This is a genomic window from Mucilaginibacter sp. P2_A4 (assembly GCF_056405015.1).
In genome coordinates this window covers 249,803-265,294 of record NZ_JBFUCX010000007.1, presented here as the reverse complement: position 1 = coordinate 265,294, position 15,492 = coordinate 249,803, and the positions used below count along the sequence as shown (strand labels likewise).

The 15,492-nt window shown below is 40.6% G+C and carries 14 protein-coding genes; 2 read left to right on the top strand and 12 right to left on the bottom strand.

Translation table 11 applies throughout. The features are described from left to right. Positions 1 to 8 precede the first annotated feature (8 nt). From AC1DYB_RS15255 to AC1DYB_RS15200, 12 genes are all read right to left on the bottom strand, one after another. Positions 9 to 2,321: an NADP-dependent malic enzyme gene (locus tag AC1DYB_RS15255; protein ID WP_477436167.1), complete on the bottom strand. Its 2,313-nt coding sequence runs from the start codon at positions 2,319 to 2,321 to the stop codon at positions 9 to 11. Positions 2,322 to 2,440: 119 nt separating this feature from the next. After that, the gene (locus tag AC1DYB_RS15250) at positions 2,441 to 3,706 is read right to left on the bottom strand and encodes a lytic transglycosylase domain-containing protein (protein WP_477436165.1); all 1,266 of its coding nucleotides are present in this window, start codon (positions 3,704 to 3,706) and stop codon (positions 2,441 to 2,443) included. A 64-nt stretch (positions 3,707 to 3,770) separates the two neighbouring features. Further along, a complete protein-coding gene (gene gatA, locus AC1DYB_RS15245) occupies positions 3,771 to 5,195 on the bottom strand; it encodes an Asp-tRNA(Asn)/Glu-tRNA(Gln) amidotransferase subunit GatA (protein WP_477391932.1) in 1,425 nt (474 codons plus the stop codon). Between the two features lie 97 nt (positions 5,196 to 5,292). Then, entirely contained in the window at positions 5,293 to 5,457 is a 165-nt protein-coding gene (gene tatA / locus AC1DYB_RS15240) for a twin-arginine translocase TatA/TatE family subunit (protein ID WP_295721341.1), read from the bottom strand. Between the two features lie 72 nt (positions 5,458 to 5,529). Continuing rightward, positions 5,530 to 5,952: a Sec-independent protein translocase subunit TatA/TatB gene (locus tag AC1DYB_RS15235; RefSeq protein ID WP_295721339.1), complete on the bottom strand. Its 423-nt coding sequence runs from the start codon at positions 5,950 to 5,952 to the stop codon at positions 5,530 to 5,532. A gap of 54 nt (positions 5,953 to 6,006) precedes the next feature. Beyond that, positions 6,007 to 7,290: a murein hydrolase activator EnvC family protein gene (locus AC1DYB_RS15230; protein ID WP_295721337.1), complete on the bottom strand. Its 1,284-nt coding sequence runs from the start codon at positions 7,288 to 7,290 to the stop codon at positions 6,007 to 6,009. 16 nt (positions 7,291 to 7,306) lie between these two features. Continuing rightward, on the bottom strand, positions 7,307 to 8,095 hold the full coding sequence (lolB1, locus tag AC1DYB_RS15225) for a lipoprotein insertase outer membrane protein LolB1 (RefSeq protein WP_295721335.1): 789 nt from the start codon (positions 8,093 to 8,095) through the stop codon (positions 7,307 to 7,309). Continuing rightward, positions 8,073 to 9,701 carry a tetratricopeptide repeat protein gene (locus AC1DYB_RS15220; RefSeq protein ID WP_477436162.1) on the bottom strand — a complete coding sequence of 543 codons (1,629 nt, stop codon included), beginning with the start codon at positions 9,699 to 9,701 and terminating at the stop codon, positions 8,073 to 8,075. Before AC1DYB_RS15220 ends, lolB1 begins: the two co-directional genes overlap by 23 nt. A 184-nt stretch (positions 9,702 to 9,885) precedes the next feature. Further along, on the bottom strand, positions 9,886 to 10,320 hold the full coding sequence (gene dut, locus AC1DYB_RS15215) for a dUTP diphosphatase (RefSeq protein WP_477436160.1): 435 nt from the start codon (positions 10,318 to 10,320) through the stop codon (positions 9,886 to 9,888). Next, entirely contained in the window at positions 10,317 to 11,822 is a 1,506-nt protein-coding gene (locus AC1DYB_RS15210) for an oligosaccharide flippase family protein (RefSeq protein ID WP_477436157.1), read from the bottom strand. The genes dut and AC1DYB_RS15210 overlap by 4 nt, the downstream gene beginning before the upstream one ends. 40 nt (positions 11,823 to 11,862) lie before the next feature. After that, on the bottom strand, positions 11,863 to 12,141 hold the full coding sequence (locus tag AC1DYB_RS15205; RefSeq protein WP_477436155.1) for an acylphosphatase: 279 nt from the start codon (positions 12,139 to 12,141) through the stop codon (positions 11,863 to 11,865). A gap of 160 nt (positions 12,142 to 12,301) precedes the next feature. Continuing rightward, positions 12,302 to 13,468: an amidohydrolase family protein gene (locus AC1DYB_RS15200; RefSeq protein ID WP_477391697.1), complete on the bottom strand. Its 1,167-nt coding sequence runs from the start codon at positions 13,466 to 13,468 to the stop codon at positions 12,302 to 12,304. A gap of 155 nt (positions 13,469 to 13,623) precedes the next feature. Here AC1DYB_RS15200 and rlmN point away from each other — a divergent pair, with 155 nt between their 5' ends. Both rlmN and AC1DYB_RS15190 read left to right on the top strand, forming a co-directional pair. Further along, the gene (rlmN, locus tag AC1DYB_RS15195) at positions 13,624 to 14,691 is read left to right on the top strand and encodes a dual-specificity RNA methyltransferase RlmN (RefSeq protein WP_477436153.1); all 1,068 of its coding nucleotides are present in this window, start codon (positions 13,624 to 13,626) and stop codon (positions 14,689 to 14,691) included. A gap of 23 nt (positions 14,692 to 14,714) precedes the next feature. Next, complete coding sequence (locus AC1DYB_RS15190; RefSeq protein WP_477436151.1) at positions 14,715 to 15,413, top strand: ComF family protein; 699 nt, start codon at positions 14,715 to 14,717, stop codon at positions 15,411 to 15,413. Positions 15,414 to 15,492: the final 79 nt, after the last annotated feature.

Genomic DNA, 15,492 nt, shown 5'->3' with positions numbered 1-15,492 from the left:
TATTATTATTATTTCCCTTTAAGTTTCTCAAAAATACTTGTTGGCTTTTCCCGACCGGCTTTAGCCTGGGCGTCAACTACGGCAATGGTAACCATGTTCACAATCTCGCGAACTGAGCTACCCAATTGTAATACGTGCACCGGTTTTTTAAGGCCCAATAGTATAGGACCAACTGCCTCGGCCCCGCCTATTTCCTGTAACAATTTATAAGCAATATTACCCGATTCCAGGTTAGGGAAGATCAATGTATTGGCAGGTGTTCCGTTCAATGTGGAAAAAGGGAAATTATCAGCCAGCAGATCTGAGTTGAGGGCAAAGTTAGCCTGCATATCTCCATCTACCACCATATCGGGGTATTTTTCATGCAGCACTCTTGCAGTTTCCCTTGTTTTTTCAGGTATCTCCCCTTCGTTTGAGCCAAAGTTGGAGTACGATAATAAAGCAACCCTTGGCTTGATATTAAATTGTTTAACAGAGCGATCTATCAACACCGTTATATCCACCAATTCCTGAACAGTTGGGTTTACATTTACCGTGGTATCGCCAAAAAACACAGGCCCTTTTGGTGTTATCATCATATACATACCGGCAACCCGGTTTACACCCTGTTCGGTACCAATGATCTGTAACGCCGGTTTAATGGTGGTAACATAATCTTTAGTTAAACCAGAAATCAATGCATCTGCCCTGCCGAACTGAACCATACAAGCACCGTAATAGTTACGATCGCTCATCAATTTACGGGCTTCATACAAGGTGATACCTCTTCGCTGGCGTTTCTTGTACAAATACGCCGCGTAGTCTTCCATATTTTCGCAGCCTTCGCGCGGGTCAATTATCTGCACATCACCCAGATCCAGGTCATTATCCCGCATGATCTGTTTTATCTTATCTATATTACCCAGTAGTATCGGGGTAGCAATACCCTCATCTTTCACTATCTGGGCCGATCTTAAGATCTTATAATTATCTGCTTCGGCAAAAACAACGCGTTTAGGGCTCTGCTTGGCCTTAGCGGTAAGGTTACGCAGCAATTTATCATTTGTACCCAGGCGTGTTCTAAGCTCCTCTGCATAGGCATCCCAATCGGTAATTATCTTACGCGCAACTCCAGAATCAATAGCGGCTTTGGCAACAGCCATTGATACCTCGGTGATCAATCGCTGATCCATTGGTTTAGGGATAATATAATCCTTGCCAAATTTTAAGTTGGTAATATTATAAGCAAGGTTAACCGCTTCAGGAACCGGCTTTTTAGCCATCTCGGCAATAGCATGCGTGGCAGCTATCTTCATTTCCTCGTTAATGGCGGTAGCCCTTACATCAAGCGCCCCCCTGAAAATATAAGGGAAACCCAATACATTGTTTACCTGGTTAGGATAATCAGACCGGCCTGTTGCCATAATTATATCTTCGCGGGCTTTAATGGCCAGGTCATAATCAATTTCGGGTACAGGGTTGGCCATAGCGAAAACAACCGGCTTTTTGGCCATCTGCTTCAGCATATCAGGCGTAACCACGTTACCGGCAGAAAGACCAACAAACACATCGGCGTTTTTCATGGCATCAAAAAGGTTTTTGATGTCGGTACGGTCGGTTGCAAACTGCATGCGGGTATCATCCAGGTCGGTACGATCCTGGCTTAACAAGCCGTTGATATCAAACATCACCAGGTTCTCTTTTTTAACCCCTAATGACAGGTACATTTTTGAGCATGACACCGCGGCGGCGCCTGCACCATTAACTACCATTTTTATTTTATCAAGCTTTTTACCCTGGATTTCGCAAGCGTTCATTAAAGCCGCTCCCGATATAATGGCCGTACCATGCTGGTCGTCATGCATTACGGGTATTTTCATTTCGGCCTTTAGCCTGCGTTCTATTTCAAAACAGGTTGGGGCAGATATATCTTCGAGATTGATACCACCGAAGGTTGGCTCCAGTGCTTTTACTATCGTTACAAACTCATCAACCGTTTTGGCGTTAACCTCCAGGTCGAAAACATCAATATCCGCATAAATTTTAAATAACAAGCCTTTGCCTTCCATTACAGGTTTACTGGCCTCGGGACCGATATTCCCTAAACCCAATACGGCTGTTCCGTTACTGATAACAGCAACGAGGTTACCTTTGGCTGTGTATTTATATACATCTTCCACGTTTTCGGCAATGCGCAGACAAGGCTCTGCAACACCGGGCGAATAGGCCATGGTTAAATCTCGTTGCGAATTGGTAGGCTTTGTGGGCACTACTTCTATCTTTCCGGGGCGCCCCATGGAGTGGTAGTTCAGTGCGTCCTGTTTACGGTTGTTCTTGTTCATCTTTATCAAAATTCAAGCGCCCAAAATTACAATTCTTTTTATGGTAACCTGAAATAAAATAGCCCGACTTTGAATCATGTCAAAATCGGGCTATTCCTTTACCGGATATTATCTTTTGGTTACAAACCTGTGTTTGAATGAGCAGAAACACTTGCCGAAATATCACCGCCGGCAGCAACTTTAATAGTTTGGCCTACCGGGGCACGGTTGCTCTCCAGGTTATTCCAAAGTTTAAGATCATGAATTTCAACTCCATATTTATCGGCAATACTTGCTAAAGTTTCTCCTTTTTTAACCTTGTGATGTGTTGGCATCCGGCGTTCGGGTTTGCTGTCGGTGCTTGTATTTGTTGTTGCGGCATAAACAGGCCTGGTAATAGCCATAGGTGCAACAGCATCAGTTGTACCGTTTAATACGTTATATAAAGCTGCAAAATTTTCTTTGGATGTTTGTGGCAAAATAAGCCTGCGGGGTGCTGCCGGCGTGCCATTAATTATTAACCTCTTATAAGCTGGGTTAAGTATGGCCAATTCATTTATGCCCACATTTAGGGCCAGGGCGACATTGCTAAGCGATACAAACTTTTTCACCATTACGGTATCCGTTTTTAATGAAAAATTACAGGCCTGCGCTACTATATTGTGTTTTTTATAGTAGTTCATTACATAATTCATAGCTATAAAAGCCGGTACATAGCCACGGGTTTCTGCAGGCAAATACTGGCGGATAGCCCAAAAATCGCTGCCGGGCCCTGCTTTTTCAACGGCATGTTCCACATTGCTTTTGCCACAATTGTATGATGCAATAGCAAGCAGCCAGTCGCCAAATTCCTGGTAGGCATCTTTTAAATATGCAGCGGCAGCGTAACTTGCCTGTATAGGGTCGCGGCGTTCATCAACGTAGCTATCCATATTTAAGCCATAGGTTTTCCCGGTGGTTGACATGAACTGCCATGGCCCGGTAGCCCCAACTCTTGATACCGCGTTAGGATCAAGTTTCGACTCCACTATGGACAGGAATTTTATTTCTTCGGGAATACCGGCATCGCGAAAAGCTTTTTCATAAATAGGGAAGTAATATTTGGCTAAGCCCGCTACCTGCCCCATTTCATCGCGGTTATGCATGTACAGGTCAATATAACTCTGTACGTATTCATTGTAATCAAGCTGAATATCCTTGCGGACAGAATCTAACCGACGCTTATAAATGCCACCCTGCGCACCAATAGGCAAGGGATGGTTAATAACCGGCACTATAGTAGTATCACCATTAATTTCACTGTGCAATACATTGAAACGACTTGTTTGACGTACAGACGGGAGCGCGTTACTATGGATAATATGAATTAGTGAAAAACAGATGGTAAGCGTAAATAATCTCTTCATTCGTTGGATTTGATTAAGTGATGATGCTTCCCGCACCAGATAATTCTCCTAAAATATTAAATTTTTATAGTTTTAGGAAATATTCAGAAAAATCTAACAGCTCTTGTTCGTTAAAATTTTTAGCCAGCAATTGTAATCCTAACGGCAAACCCTGGCTATTATTGCCGGCCGGTAAGGATATAGCGGGTACTCCGCTTAATGATGCTTGTACGGTAAAAATATCAGAAAGATACGTTACAACCGGATCTTTTTCTTCTTTACCTATTAGATAAGCAGGTTCCGGAGCGGTTGGGATCAGTATAAAATCATATTCATCCAAGATCTGGTTTGTTTTTTCCCTAATCAGCCGGCGTACTTTTTGAGCTTTGGCATAGTACGCGTCATAATAGCCGGCACTTAAAACAAATGTACCCAGCATAATTCGGCGCTTTACCTCTTTACCAAACCCTTCAGATCGTGACCTTTTATAGGTTGATTGCAAGTCATCAGCAGCAGGGCTGCGGTAACCATAGTGTACACCATCATACCGGGCAAGGTTTGATGAAGCTTCGGCCGTTGCCAGTATATAGTAGGTTGGTACCAGGTAATCCAATTGTTCAAACGCAATAGGTTTTACAGTATGCCCCTCGGCACGTAACTTATCAATATAGTTTACCAGCACATCCTTTACTTCGCCATCAACGCCGGGGCTTGATAAAGCTTCCTGCAAATAGGCTATCTTTTTCTTTGTTGGTTCTTGCGTGCTGATAGCGAATGAGGATACAGGTTGCTGTATTAAAGTATTGTCATACGCATCCGGACCAGCCATAACCTCATACAACAAAGCAGCATCCTCAACAGAGCGGGTAAAAGGACCAACCTGATCAAATGATGAAGCATAGGCAATAATGCCATGCCTGGAAATACGACCATAGGTAGGCTTAAACCCAATTACTCCACAAAATGATGCCGGTTGCCTTACAGAGCCCCCCGTATCGGTACCTATTGCCGCATGGCACATATTGGCCTGCACCGCAACTGCCGAACCACCGGATGAACCACCCGACACCCTTTTTTGATCGGCATAATTTTTTACCGGCCCGTAGTGGGAGTTTTCGTTGGAGCCGCCCATGGCAAACTCATCGCAATTACAGCGGCCTATTATTATGGCATCCTGCGCAAGCAGGCGCTCAACTATGGTTGATGAATATATGGAAGTAAACCCTTTAAGAATTTTGGATGACGCAGTTACCTGGTGCCCTTTATAGCAAATGTTATCTTTAATAGCGATAACCATACCAGCCAGCTTACCGGCAGTACCATTTTTTAAGCGTTCGTCAACATTTTTAGCATTGCTTAATGCTTCATTTTCAAACACTTCATTAAAAGCATTTAAATGGGCGTTCTTTTTTATCTCATTCAAATAGTTTTTAACAAGATCAAGAACCGTAATTTCCCCAGATTGCAACCCGCTCTTTATTTCGGTTAAAGAGGAATAAAATTTAGCCATGGGGCTAAAATAAAAAAACTTATCCGTTGAAATAAGAAATTATTTCACAGATAAGTTTATATTGTAAATAAAGCGGTAACAGCTAAACCTTAAAGTATTAAACTTTAGGTTTTTCTTCTGTGCTGCCGTCTTGGTTTTGAGCGTCTTTAAATTCTTTAACGCCTTTTCCTAAACCTCTCATTAGTTCGGGTATTTTTTTACCTCCAAACAGTAAGAGTATTGCCATGATGATCAGAATAATTTCTGGTGCCCCTAAACCCATAATTTTTAAGTTTTATATAAATTAATATTATTGTTATGATAGAATTCCTTTTGTGCTGTAGCAGCTTTATTATTAATGTTTGTTAAGGTCGATCCTTGATTCAACAACCGGTTCTTCCTCCGTACTTACGTGAATATCCGAAACGGGGATTGCATGTGGTACTTTATTTTCGGCAATAACCGGATTGGGATGATGATCTATACTTTCGGCAACCGGCGTTTCATCAGTTGAATATTCTTCAATAAGCGGTTTTGGATGCTCTTCAACTACAGGTGTTGTAGTGGTTGTTTCGCTTTTTTCGCTAAAACTATTTATCTGGTTGTTAATTTCTCTTTTAACATCCTCTGACGCATCTTTAAAATCACGGATCCCTTTACCAAGTGTACGCGCCATACCAGGAAGTTTTTCGCCTCCAAAAAGCATTAATGCTGCAAAAAGTATCAGTACCATTTCGCCAGTACCAATATTTAAAAATAAAAAAATTGTACTTAACATAGCATTTTTTTTAGGTTACAAATATAAACAATTTAAATTTCTTATATATCACAACTAATTAGGCGCCAGCCATAATTTAGGATTCATCGGTTCTTTCACCTTGTAAACATCAAAGTTAACCTCTGTTTCGCCGGTTGAAGGATCGGTAGCAACAACACCTATAGCTTGTTTGGTATTCACCTTTTGCCCCCGTGCCACACTTACCGACCGAAGGTTACCGTACACCGTAAAGTACTCCCCATGTTTTATCATCACCAAATAGGTACCGCTCACGTCAACTACCCTAATCACCTCGCCATCAAAAACGGCCCTCACTGTGCCTCCGGCATTGGTACGGATATCAACACCCGTATTTTCACTCCTGATACCTTCAGAGGTATACACCCCAAATCCCTGGGTTATAATTCCATTAGCAACCGGCCATGGCAACCTGCCTTTGTTACCCAAAAAGTCATTTGAAAGCTTAGCCGCCTCTGGCGTGGCATTCAAATAGCTTGAACTGGTGCGCACTACCGGTTTAGCAACTACCGGCGCAGGTCTGTTCTCGGCTTTTGCCTTGGCTGCGGCTATCCTTGCCGCTTCTTTAGCCTCTGCTTCTGCCTTCCGCTGGGCCTCTTCAATTTCCCGGCGTATAGCTGCACCAATCTCCCGGTTGGTTTTAGCAATTTTATTCTGCACATCGCGCTGCTGTTGTTTTAGCTGCCCTTCGTGCTGCGAAAGATCTTTTACCACTTTTACCTGGCTATTCTTTTCTTTACCCAGGGTTTCTTTTTCTTTTTGCTGATCTACCAGCAAAGTGCTTTTTTCCTGCTTGGTTCTGTCAAGCTCATTTATTTTTACATGCAACTCTTTTTGCGTACCCTGTATATAACCGGCCTGCCGCTCACGGTAGGTACCAAACTGTTGTAAATACTTTAAACGTTTATAGGCCTGGTTAAAATCTTTAGAAGCAAAAATAAACATCAGCTTATTATAGGCGCTTTGATTGCGATAAGCAAAAAGCACCATCGCCGCGTACTCCTTTTTTAACTGATCGAGCTGGCTTTGTAAGCTATGTACGGTATTATTGCTCTCAGAGATTTGATTATCTAAATTTCTTACTTCGGAATTAATGATATTGATCTTTTCTTCGCGAAGATTGATCTGCGCTTTTAAAAGACTTAATTGTTTTAAAGTCGCCCTTTTATTGCTTGAAGTTTCCTGGTAATCCTTATTTAGCTGCTCAAGCTCTTCAGATAATTTATCGCGCCTGCGCTTTAATTCCTGACTGCTTTGAGCATGGGCGTTAACCGCTATAAATACTGCTACAATAAAGAGAACTGCTTTTAAAAATTTCATCAAACAAAAATAGGAATTATTTGGCCGGCTCATACCTGTCTGGAATACTAAATGGATATTCCAGTTGCTGATCAAAATCAACCTTTGTATAATGCAGGTTTACGTGTATTTTTTTATCTTTTACTACTGATGCAATATTTATTTGCGATGGCAGGATACGGTTATTGGCTTGTATAAAGGTATTATTGGCCACTTGTAATGATTGCCCCTGGCTTTGGTTATCAAGGTTTGTTTGTGTAACCTTATTGTCGGCGCCAATAATCAGTTTATAAACCAGGTCCTCCAGGTCGCCGCTCAATGTGGTACTTCCTATAATGGATGTGATATCTGTTTTCTCGTTAAGCAATTCAGGAATGGCATTACCTACCAATAATGATTCAAGCGTTTTGTAGTTAACCTGTTTACTTGCATAGGCATAAACGTAGCTAAAAGGCTTTTTAAGGTATACACCTTCTAAGCGGTTAATGAGCAAAATACTATCCGGGGTAATAATTACGCGGGCAACTTCCACACCCAATATAGCTGTAATAGATACCCATATCTTTTTATCCTTACTGATGCGGATGTTCAGTGTTACATCATTGCTGTTGCCATTAATATCAAGATTGGTTTTGGCCTTTGCTGCAAAAGTGTTAAAATTTAACTGCTGGGCCCTTATGGCTGCAAGTTTGGTAGCCTTATCATCTACCGGTTTCACAACCGAATCGACTTTACGGGCAACTAAAACCTGTTTACGGGCTTTACAACTTACCATTGCAAGTAAGCAGCAAACAACCAGTAATTTATTCAATATATTTCTTTTCATTTATTTTACGCTCTAAAACCGGGGATTGCTCTCCATAGCCCCTGGCTTTTTTCCAGTTTTGTACGGCCCCATCCGTGTTACCAATGTAAAACAAAATATCGCCGTAATGTTCATATTTAACTGCACTATTATCTTTATCGTGTGCTAATGCCTTCTCCATCCACAATTTAGCGTCAGAATATTTCTTTTGCATAAATAGTATCCATGCATAGGTATCTTCAAACGATGCTGTATTAGGCTGCAACTGGTTTGATCGTGCCGACATCTGCGCCGCTTTATCTAAGCCCTCATTTCTTAACGATAAATAATAGGCATAATTGTTTAAGGTATACGCATTATCGGGATTAACAGCCAAAGCTTTATCATAAGCATCATCAGAACTTTTATTGTTTTTCAAGTCGTGATAACAGTCTCCTAATAAAGAAAAACTAAGCGAAAGTAATTCCTTATCCTGAATTTCTAATGAAGTTGCATTTTTAACGTAACCCAGCGCCTTGTTAAAATTTTTCTTTTGCGCCCAGGCCACTCCCACCAGGTAGTTCATCCATGCCTGATTCGGGAACAACGACAAAGCATTTTCGCCGTCCTTAATGGCGCCGTCCAAATCGTTTTGACTTAATTCAATGCGCACCAACTGCTCATGTACAGCATATGCCTGCCCATCAAGTTCAATTGATTTTTTGTACGCTGCTTTTCCATCCTTCAGCTTTTCGTTTTGCAGCAGCATATCGCCGTACATGGCAAAAGCCTTACTATCGTTTTTGTGGGCAATTGTTAATATTCTGCTTAATTCAAGTGCGCTGGCTTTGGCATTGGGCTCCGGAAATTTGGGGTAATAACCGGCAATGATCCTTATTTTTTGATCGATGTTAATATCAGGTATTGCAAATGCCAATGTAAGCTCATTAAAACTTGCGTCGTTATTTTTTTTATCCCGATAGATATCGGCAAGAGCAAGGTGAACCATGCCATTACTGGCATCCAGCTTTTCGGCCTTCAGCAAAACGGCTAACGCTTTATCACTTAAGCCGTTTGAATTATATATTTCTGATAGCAGCAGGTAATAACGTATCTGACCCGGATTTGCAGCTATGGCCTTTTCAATATCGGCGGCAGCCCTATCAACTTTACCTTGTTTAAGATAAATTTTTTGACGGTTGGTCAACAGATCATCAGTAGGGCCGGAAATTTGCTCCACCTCATCATAAACCTTCAGTGCGTCATCGTATCTTTTTAGTATAAGATAGGCATTTGCCTTATCATAATAATACTCTGTTTTGTTGGGGTTAATACGGATAAGCTGGTTAAATACATTTTCCAGCTTGTTAATATTGTTACTCTTTTCGTAACTATCCGCAAGTGCTGCCCAGTACCACTCATTATTGGGTTTAACTGCAACGGCCCGCTCAAGCAGTGGCTGCGCGCCGGCATAATCATTTTGTATTTTTTTAAGATTTGCCAATTCATAAAGCGACGCGTCATTTAAAGGATCGGCTTGAATTACCCGCTCAAACAATTCTGACGCATGTTTCAGATTTTCAACCGTTTTTTCGCGCAGGGCCGAGAAGAACAACTGTTTAACATCCATACTATCGAGCGAGCTCATAGTTTTGGAAACAGTTTGCTTTTGAGCATTTGTTTTAAGCGACAAAAGGCAGGAAACAAGACACAAGAAAACCGCAATTTGCCGGCTAAGCTTCCTGTTCCTTGTATTGCTATATCTTAATCCCTGATCCTTCATACTTAAATTTACCTAAATCTTTTGATTTAAAGGCTGTAATCTATCGATTCTATTTTACCGCAGTGTGTCCAAATCCGCCTTCGCCGCGGGTAGTGTCGTTTAGTACCTCTACCTCGTTCCAGTTTACAGTTTCGTGTTTAGCTACCACCATCTGGGCTATCCTATCGCCGTTGTTAATCTCAAACACATCGACACCCAGGTTAATCAGCAGCACCTTTATCTCGCCCCTGTAATCGGCATCAATAGTTCCCGGCGAATTTACTATACCAATACCATGCTTAAAAGCCAGGCCGCTTCTTGGCCGTATTTGCGCCTCAAAACCAACAGGCAGTTCAATATGTAATCCGGTTGGCACCAGTTTACGCTCCATCGGTTTAAGCTGAATAGTTTCCTCAACACTGGCCCGCAGATCCATACCTGCTGCATGAGCAGTTTCATAAGCAGGTAAACTATTTTTTGATCTGTTAATTATACGTATGGTCATTGTTTTTTAAAAATTGCTAAAAGTGATTTGCGCTCTAAGTAAAATGCTGTGCCTGCAAATAATATCAGCAAAGCGTTACCCACAAATATATTGCGTTTAAATATAGTGAACGATATATAAACGAGTATAACTGATGCGACAATATAAGCCAGGTTCTTTTTAATATTGTATGGTATAGGGTAATTTTTTTGCCCCCAGATATAGGAGAGAACCATCATGCTTGTATATGCAGCAAAAGAGATCCATGCGGATGCTACATAACTGTATTTAGGTATAAACACCACGTTCAAAACAATGGTAAGTATAGCGCCAACGCCAGATATGTATAAACCATACTTAGTTTGATCAGATAGCTTATACCATACCGAAAGGTTCATATAGATGCCTAAACTCACGTAGCCAAAAACCAGCGGTGGTACAACCTTAAGCCCCGTCCAGTATAATGCTGTTTGAGCATGTTCTTTGCCTCTAACAAAATACTTTAATATTTCAATATTGGCTATAAGCGCTACAAATATTACGCAAACGGCTATCACAAAATAATCCATAATGCGAGCATAGGTTTGCCCTGCATTTTTGCTTTTGGCGTGACTAAAAAAGAATGGTTCGGCACCCAGCCGGAATGCCTGCACAAAAATGCTCAGGAACAACGATATTTTAGCACATGCAGCATAAATGCCTACTTCGCTTACACTTATATTCTGCGGAAGCAATTTACCTAAGAGTATTTTATCAAGATTTTCATTAACCAGGAACGACAAGTTTGCAATAAGAATGGGCCAACTGTATTTAAACATTTCGCCGAACATCTTTTTATCAAAGTCGAGTCCGAGTTTTAAAAACTCGGGCAGCAACATAAAAAGCGTGGCAATACTTGATACCAGGTTAGATACAAAAACATAGCCTACCCATCCTTTTATATACCAATGGCTTATCCAATCGGCACCAATAAAATGATGATTTAGCCAATAAGGAATAACCCAAATAAAAGTTAAGTTAAGCGTAATGAAAATAATGACGTTAAGAAATTTGATAGTACCGTATTTCCCCGGCCGCCCGTCTGCACGGATCTTGGCAAAGGGTACCACACACCAGGCATCTATCACCAGTATAGCTATAAACGTTTTAATGAACAGCAGGAAATCGTTATGGCTTGTTGAATTACCTACTTGTATAAAGCCTGTAATAAAATTAAGGAAAGGGAGGGTAACCAACAAAAAGAATAGCGTTATTACAAAAACAGCTATGAATGAATTATTATAAACCCGTTTTTTGTTGTCGGGATATTTATTCAAATACCTGAAATACGTTGTCTCCATACCGAAAGACATCACGGCATTCAGGATAGAAACCCAGCCAAACATGGTGGTTAATATTCCATAAACTCCGGTTGAATAAGCCCGGGTATAAATAGGGGTAAGAAAAAAGCCAAGCACACGGCCGGCAATAGTACTTAATCCGTATACGGCTGTTTGCCCGGCAAATTTTTTAGCTGTTGACAATGGTGATGTTAGTTGTAATTAATTCAGGACCTTATCCTATTTATAAGCGCTTTTTTACAACCTCAAAATTACGATAGTTTTTTAATTCGCCCTCATGGGTTTCAATAGATGTAACCTCGGCATCTTCGGGGCCTTCGTTACACCAATCTATAAACATTTCCATAATGGTATCATCCGCTTCAGCTTCAATGTAAACATCTCCGTTGGGTTCATTTTTCACAAAGCCCCTCACCCCCAGCTGATCGGCCACCGCCTTGGTTGCTTTGCGGTACATAACGCCTTGAACTGTGCCTTTAACTGTGATATTAAGATGTTTCATATTTAGTGAGTGGTGAGTAGTTGATTGGGTGAGTAGTTTTTTTAAATCGCCCAATCAACTATCTAATATTTTTATCAAACGCAAATTAACTTAATCTAAATTAATCTACATAATTTAACTCCATCAACTAATCAACCATTCACCTAATCAACCACTCACCCTAAATTAATTTTTTAACTTTTGATTCCGGCGTTAATTTCAACCCATCCAAACCTGTTATTAAATTAAGGCCTGGTGTTTTACCGGGTTGTAATGAACCTTTGTCCTCATCAATACCCAAAAACTCCGCGCCGTTAAGTGTACCCCATTCAATTAACCGCTGGGTACTTATTGCCGGAAATTTCTTTTGAATAGTACGCATTTCGCTAAGGATACAAAGGCTCTTGTTTGATGCCAGGCTATCGGTACCTAATGTAATGTTAAAGCCCTGGTCAACAAAAAGTTCAATTTTGGGCAATTTTCCCTCTATATATAAATTAGCATTGGGGCAAAAGCACCAGTTTATTTTACGATCGAAACGTTTAATGAAGTAAATATCTTTTAAATTGGTACAAGTATTATGAACCAGCAGTATATTTTGCTTATTGGTTAACAGCGGAATGATGGATTGCATAGAGTTACGTGCCTGCGGCTTAAAGTAACTGATATCAATACCAAAATGCTCATAAAGATCAAGGAAGCCCCCCAATTTATAGCGGTAAAACTTGTTTTCGTCCTCTGTTTCCTGGTTATGGATACTAATGAGGTTCTGGCCGTCTTCGCAATATTTCTTAATTAGCTTAAACAGATCTTTTGATACCGAATAAGGCGCATGCGGCGTTATTGAACTCGGCATTGGCTTAAACTCATTAAGCAAAGCCAGCGCCTTATTAAACACATCCTCGGCATTTTGAGGTAAAAAGCCAAAGGCTTCTACAAAAGTATGATAGTACAACTTACTTTTAGCCTTCATTGGAATGCTGAAGTTGGCATTGGATATATCGCCAACGGCAACAATACCATTATCATACATCTCCTTATCAGCCAATTCTATGGCATCCTCAACCAATTTTGGGTCAGAATTTCTGAAGGATTGAATATCTTTAATAAAAGAAACCAATCCGTTGCCGGGTTTTATTTTTTCTTTTAAATGCGATAATTCTGTATGACAGTGGGTGTTAACAAATCCGGGGCAAATAATACCACTCAATTGTTCAATGGGGCCATCTGGAGGGTTGTGGTAATCTGTAACTGAAATGATCTTACCCAGATCATCAACAGTGACAATTCCATTCTTAACAGGATCGGCATAAACGGGAAAAACGTAATCGGCTCTAAAACTTTTCATTCAAATTTAAACTTGGTAACTCACTCATACCGTTTCATTAAACCAATCCCTGTATAGAATATCTACAATTAACTTTTAATTATTGTTTTTTATTCTACAAAAAAGAATGACTTTAAAAAAAGACAGATTTTTTTAAATTTAAGTACTTTTGCAATGTGAACAATACAAAAGGTAAAATTGATATCCGAAGCCTGAGTTTGAAAGCCTTACAGGAGCATTTTATCCGTATGGAGGAAAAAAGCTTCAGGGCTAAGCAAGTATATGAATGGCTTTGGAAAAAATCGTGCTTTTCTTTTAACGAGATGAGCAATATTTCAAAAGAACTGCGCACTAAGCTGGATGATAACTTTGTTATCAACAATGTTAAAATTAATACATCACAGATTAGTGCTGATAAAACTATAAAAAATTCTTTTATTTTACATGATACTCATCTAATTGAGGGTGTTTTAATTCCAACTCCGGGCAGAATGACGGCTTGCGTGTCGTCTCAGGTGGGCTGTAGCCTCACTTGCAAGTTTTGTGCAACAGGATATATGGAACGTAAAAGAAATCTGAACCCCGATGAAATTTACGATCAGGTAGTACTTATAGACCGGCAGGCCCGCGAAAACTATGGCATCCCATTATCAAACATTGTATACATGGGCATGGGCGAACCCCTGCTTAATTACAAAAATGTAATGGACTCTATAGAGCGCATTACGGCCGAAGATGGCCTTAATATGTCGCCAAAGAGGATAACGGTATCAACTGCAGGTATTGCCAAAATGATTAAAAAGCTGGGAGATGACGAAGTAAAATTCAACCTGGCCTTGTCATTACATGCCGCCAACGACGAAAAACGCAACACCATAATGCCTATAAACGAGCAAAACTCATTAAAGGCACTGGCCGAAGCGCTGAAATACTACTATGCCAAAACCAAAAACCCGGTAACTTACGAGTACATCATTTTTGATGGGGTTAATGATAATATACAGGATGCCATGGAGCTTGCTAAATTTTGCAAACACCTGCCTTGTAAGGTAAATATTATTGAATACAACCCAATTTCATTTGCCAGTTTTATTAATGCCAACGAAGATAAAGTAGAAGCTTTTGCCAATTACCTCATAAAACAGGGTATCAATACGCACTTACGCCGCAGCCGGGGTAAGGATATTGATGCGGCATGCGGTCAGTTGGCTATCAAAGAAAAAGCAAAAGTTGCCGAAGTTTAAAAAAACTGCCTTAAATTAATGGCATGAAATTACCGGGCGGTTACCTTGCCGATTTTGTTGCCTTGCTTTTTCCTGAGCTTTGTGCTGCCTGTAACGCCAGTCTGGTGGCCAACGAGCATGCTATTTGCTCCGATTGCCGGTACAATTTACCCTATACCAATTTTCATACCCAGCCGGATAATATTGTTGCACAGCAGTTTTATGGTAAAATAAACATAGGGGCAGCTTATGCCCTTTACTTTTTTAATAAAGGTGGCAACGTACAAAACCTGATGCATCATTTTAAATATAGCGGCATGAAGCAGATAGGCAATATATTAGGAAATATAGCCGGTAACCAGTTAGCAGAAAACCCTGTTTTTAATACGGCAGACTATATTATCCCGGTACCCCTCCATAAAAAACGGCTCAAAATGCGCGGCTACAATCAAAGTGCCTGCTTTGCTGATGGACTGGCTCAAAAATTAAATGCCACCGTTGAGATTGATAACCTGGTACGTGTAATTGCAACAGACACGCAAACCCATAAATCGCGCTTTGCAAGGTTTGAGAATATGCAGGAAGTTTTTGCCGTTAGCAAACCACAAAGACTGGAAGGCAAACATATTTTACTGGTTGATGATATTGTAACTACCGGATCAACACTTGAGGCTTGCGGAATTGAATTACTAAAAGTACCGGGTTTGAAATTGAGCATCGCTACCATTGCGTATGCGGTGTAGCTTTTTTTTAAATATTGTCATCCTGAACGCAGTGAAGGATCTGCTATTCGCCATGCTTCTTCGCTCTGTAAAGTCTGTG

Coding starts and splice junctions, on each gene's coding strand:
- AC1DYB_RS15230 (WP_295721337.1), bottom strand. CDS start 7,290: ATGAAATTTTTAAAAGCAGTTCTCTTTATTGTAGCAGTATTTATAGCG.
- AC1DYB_RS15220 (WP_477436162.1), bottom strand. CDS start 9,701: ATGAGCTCGCTCGATAGTATGGATGTTAAACAGTTGTTCTTCTCGGCC.
- dut (WP_477436160.1), bottom strand. CDS start 10,320: ATGACCATACGTATAATTAACAGATCAAAAAATAGTTTACCTGCTTAT.
- lolB1 (WP_295721335.1), bottom strand. CDS start 8,095: ATGAAAAGAAATATATTGAATAAATTACTGGTTGTTTGCTGCTTACTT.
- AC1DYB_RS15235 (WP_295721339.1), bottom strand. CDS start 5,952: ATGTTAAGTACAATTTTTTTATTTTTAAATATTGGTACTGGCGAAATG.
- gatA (WP_477391932.1), bottom strand. CDS start 5,195: ATGGCTAAATTTTATTCCTCTTTAACCGAAATAAAGAGCGGGTTGCAA.
- AC1DYB_RS15190 (WP_477436151.1), top strand. CDS start 14,715: ATGAAATTACCGGGCGGTTACCTTGCCGATTTTGTTGCCTTGCTTTTT.
- AC1DYB_RS15250 (WP_477436165.1), bottom strand. CDS start 3,706: ATGAAGAGATTATTTACGCTTACCATCTGTTTTTCACTAATTCATATT.
- AC1DYB_RS15200 (WP_477391697.1), bottom strand. CDS start 13,468: ATGAAAAGTTTTAGAGCCGATTACGTTTTTCCCGTTTATGCCGATCCT.
- AC1DYB_RS15205 (WP_477436155.1), bottom strand. CDS start 12,141: ATGAAACATCTTAATATCACAGTTAAAGGCACAGTTCAAGGCGTTATG.
- AC1DYB_RS15255 (WP_477436167.1), bottom strand. CDS start 2,321: ATGAACAAGAACAACCGTAAACAGGACGCACTGAACTACCACTCCATG.
- tatA (WP_295721341.1), bottom strand. CDS start 5,457: ATGGGTTTAGGGGCACCAGAAATTATTCTGATCATCATGGCAATACTC.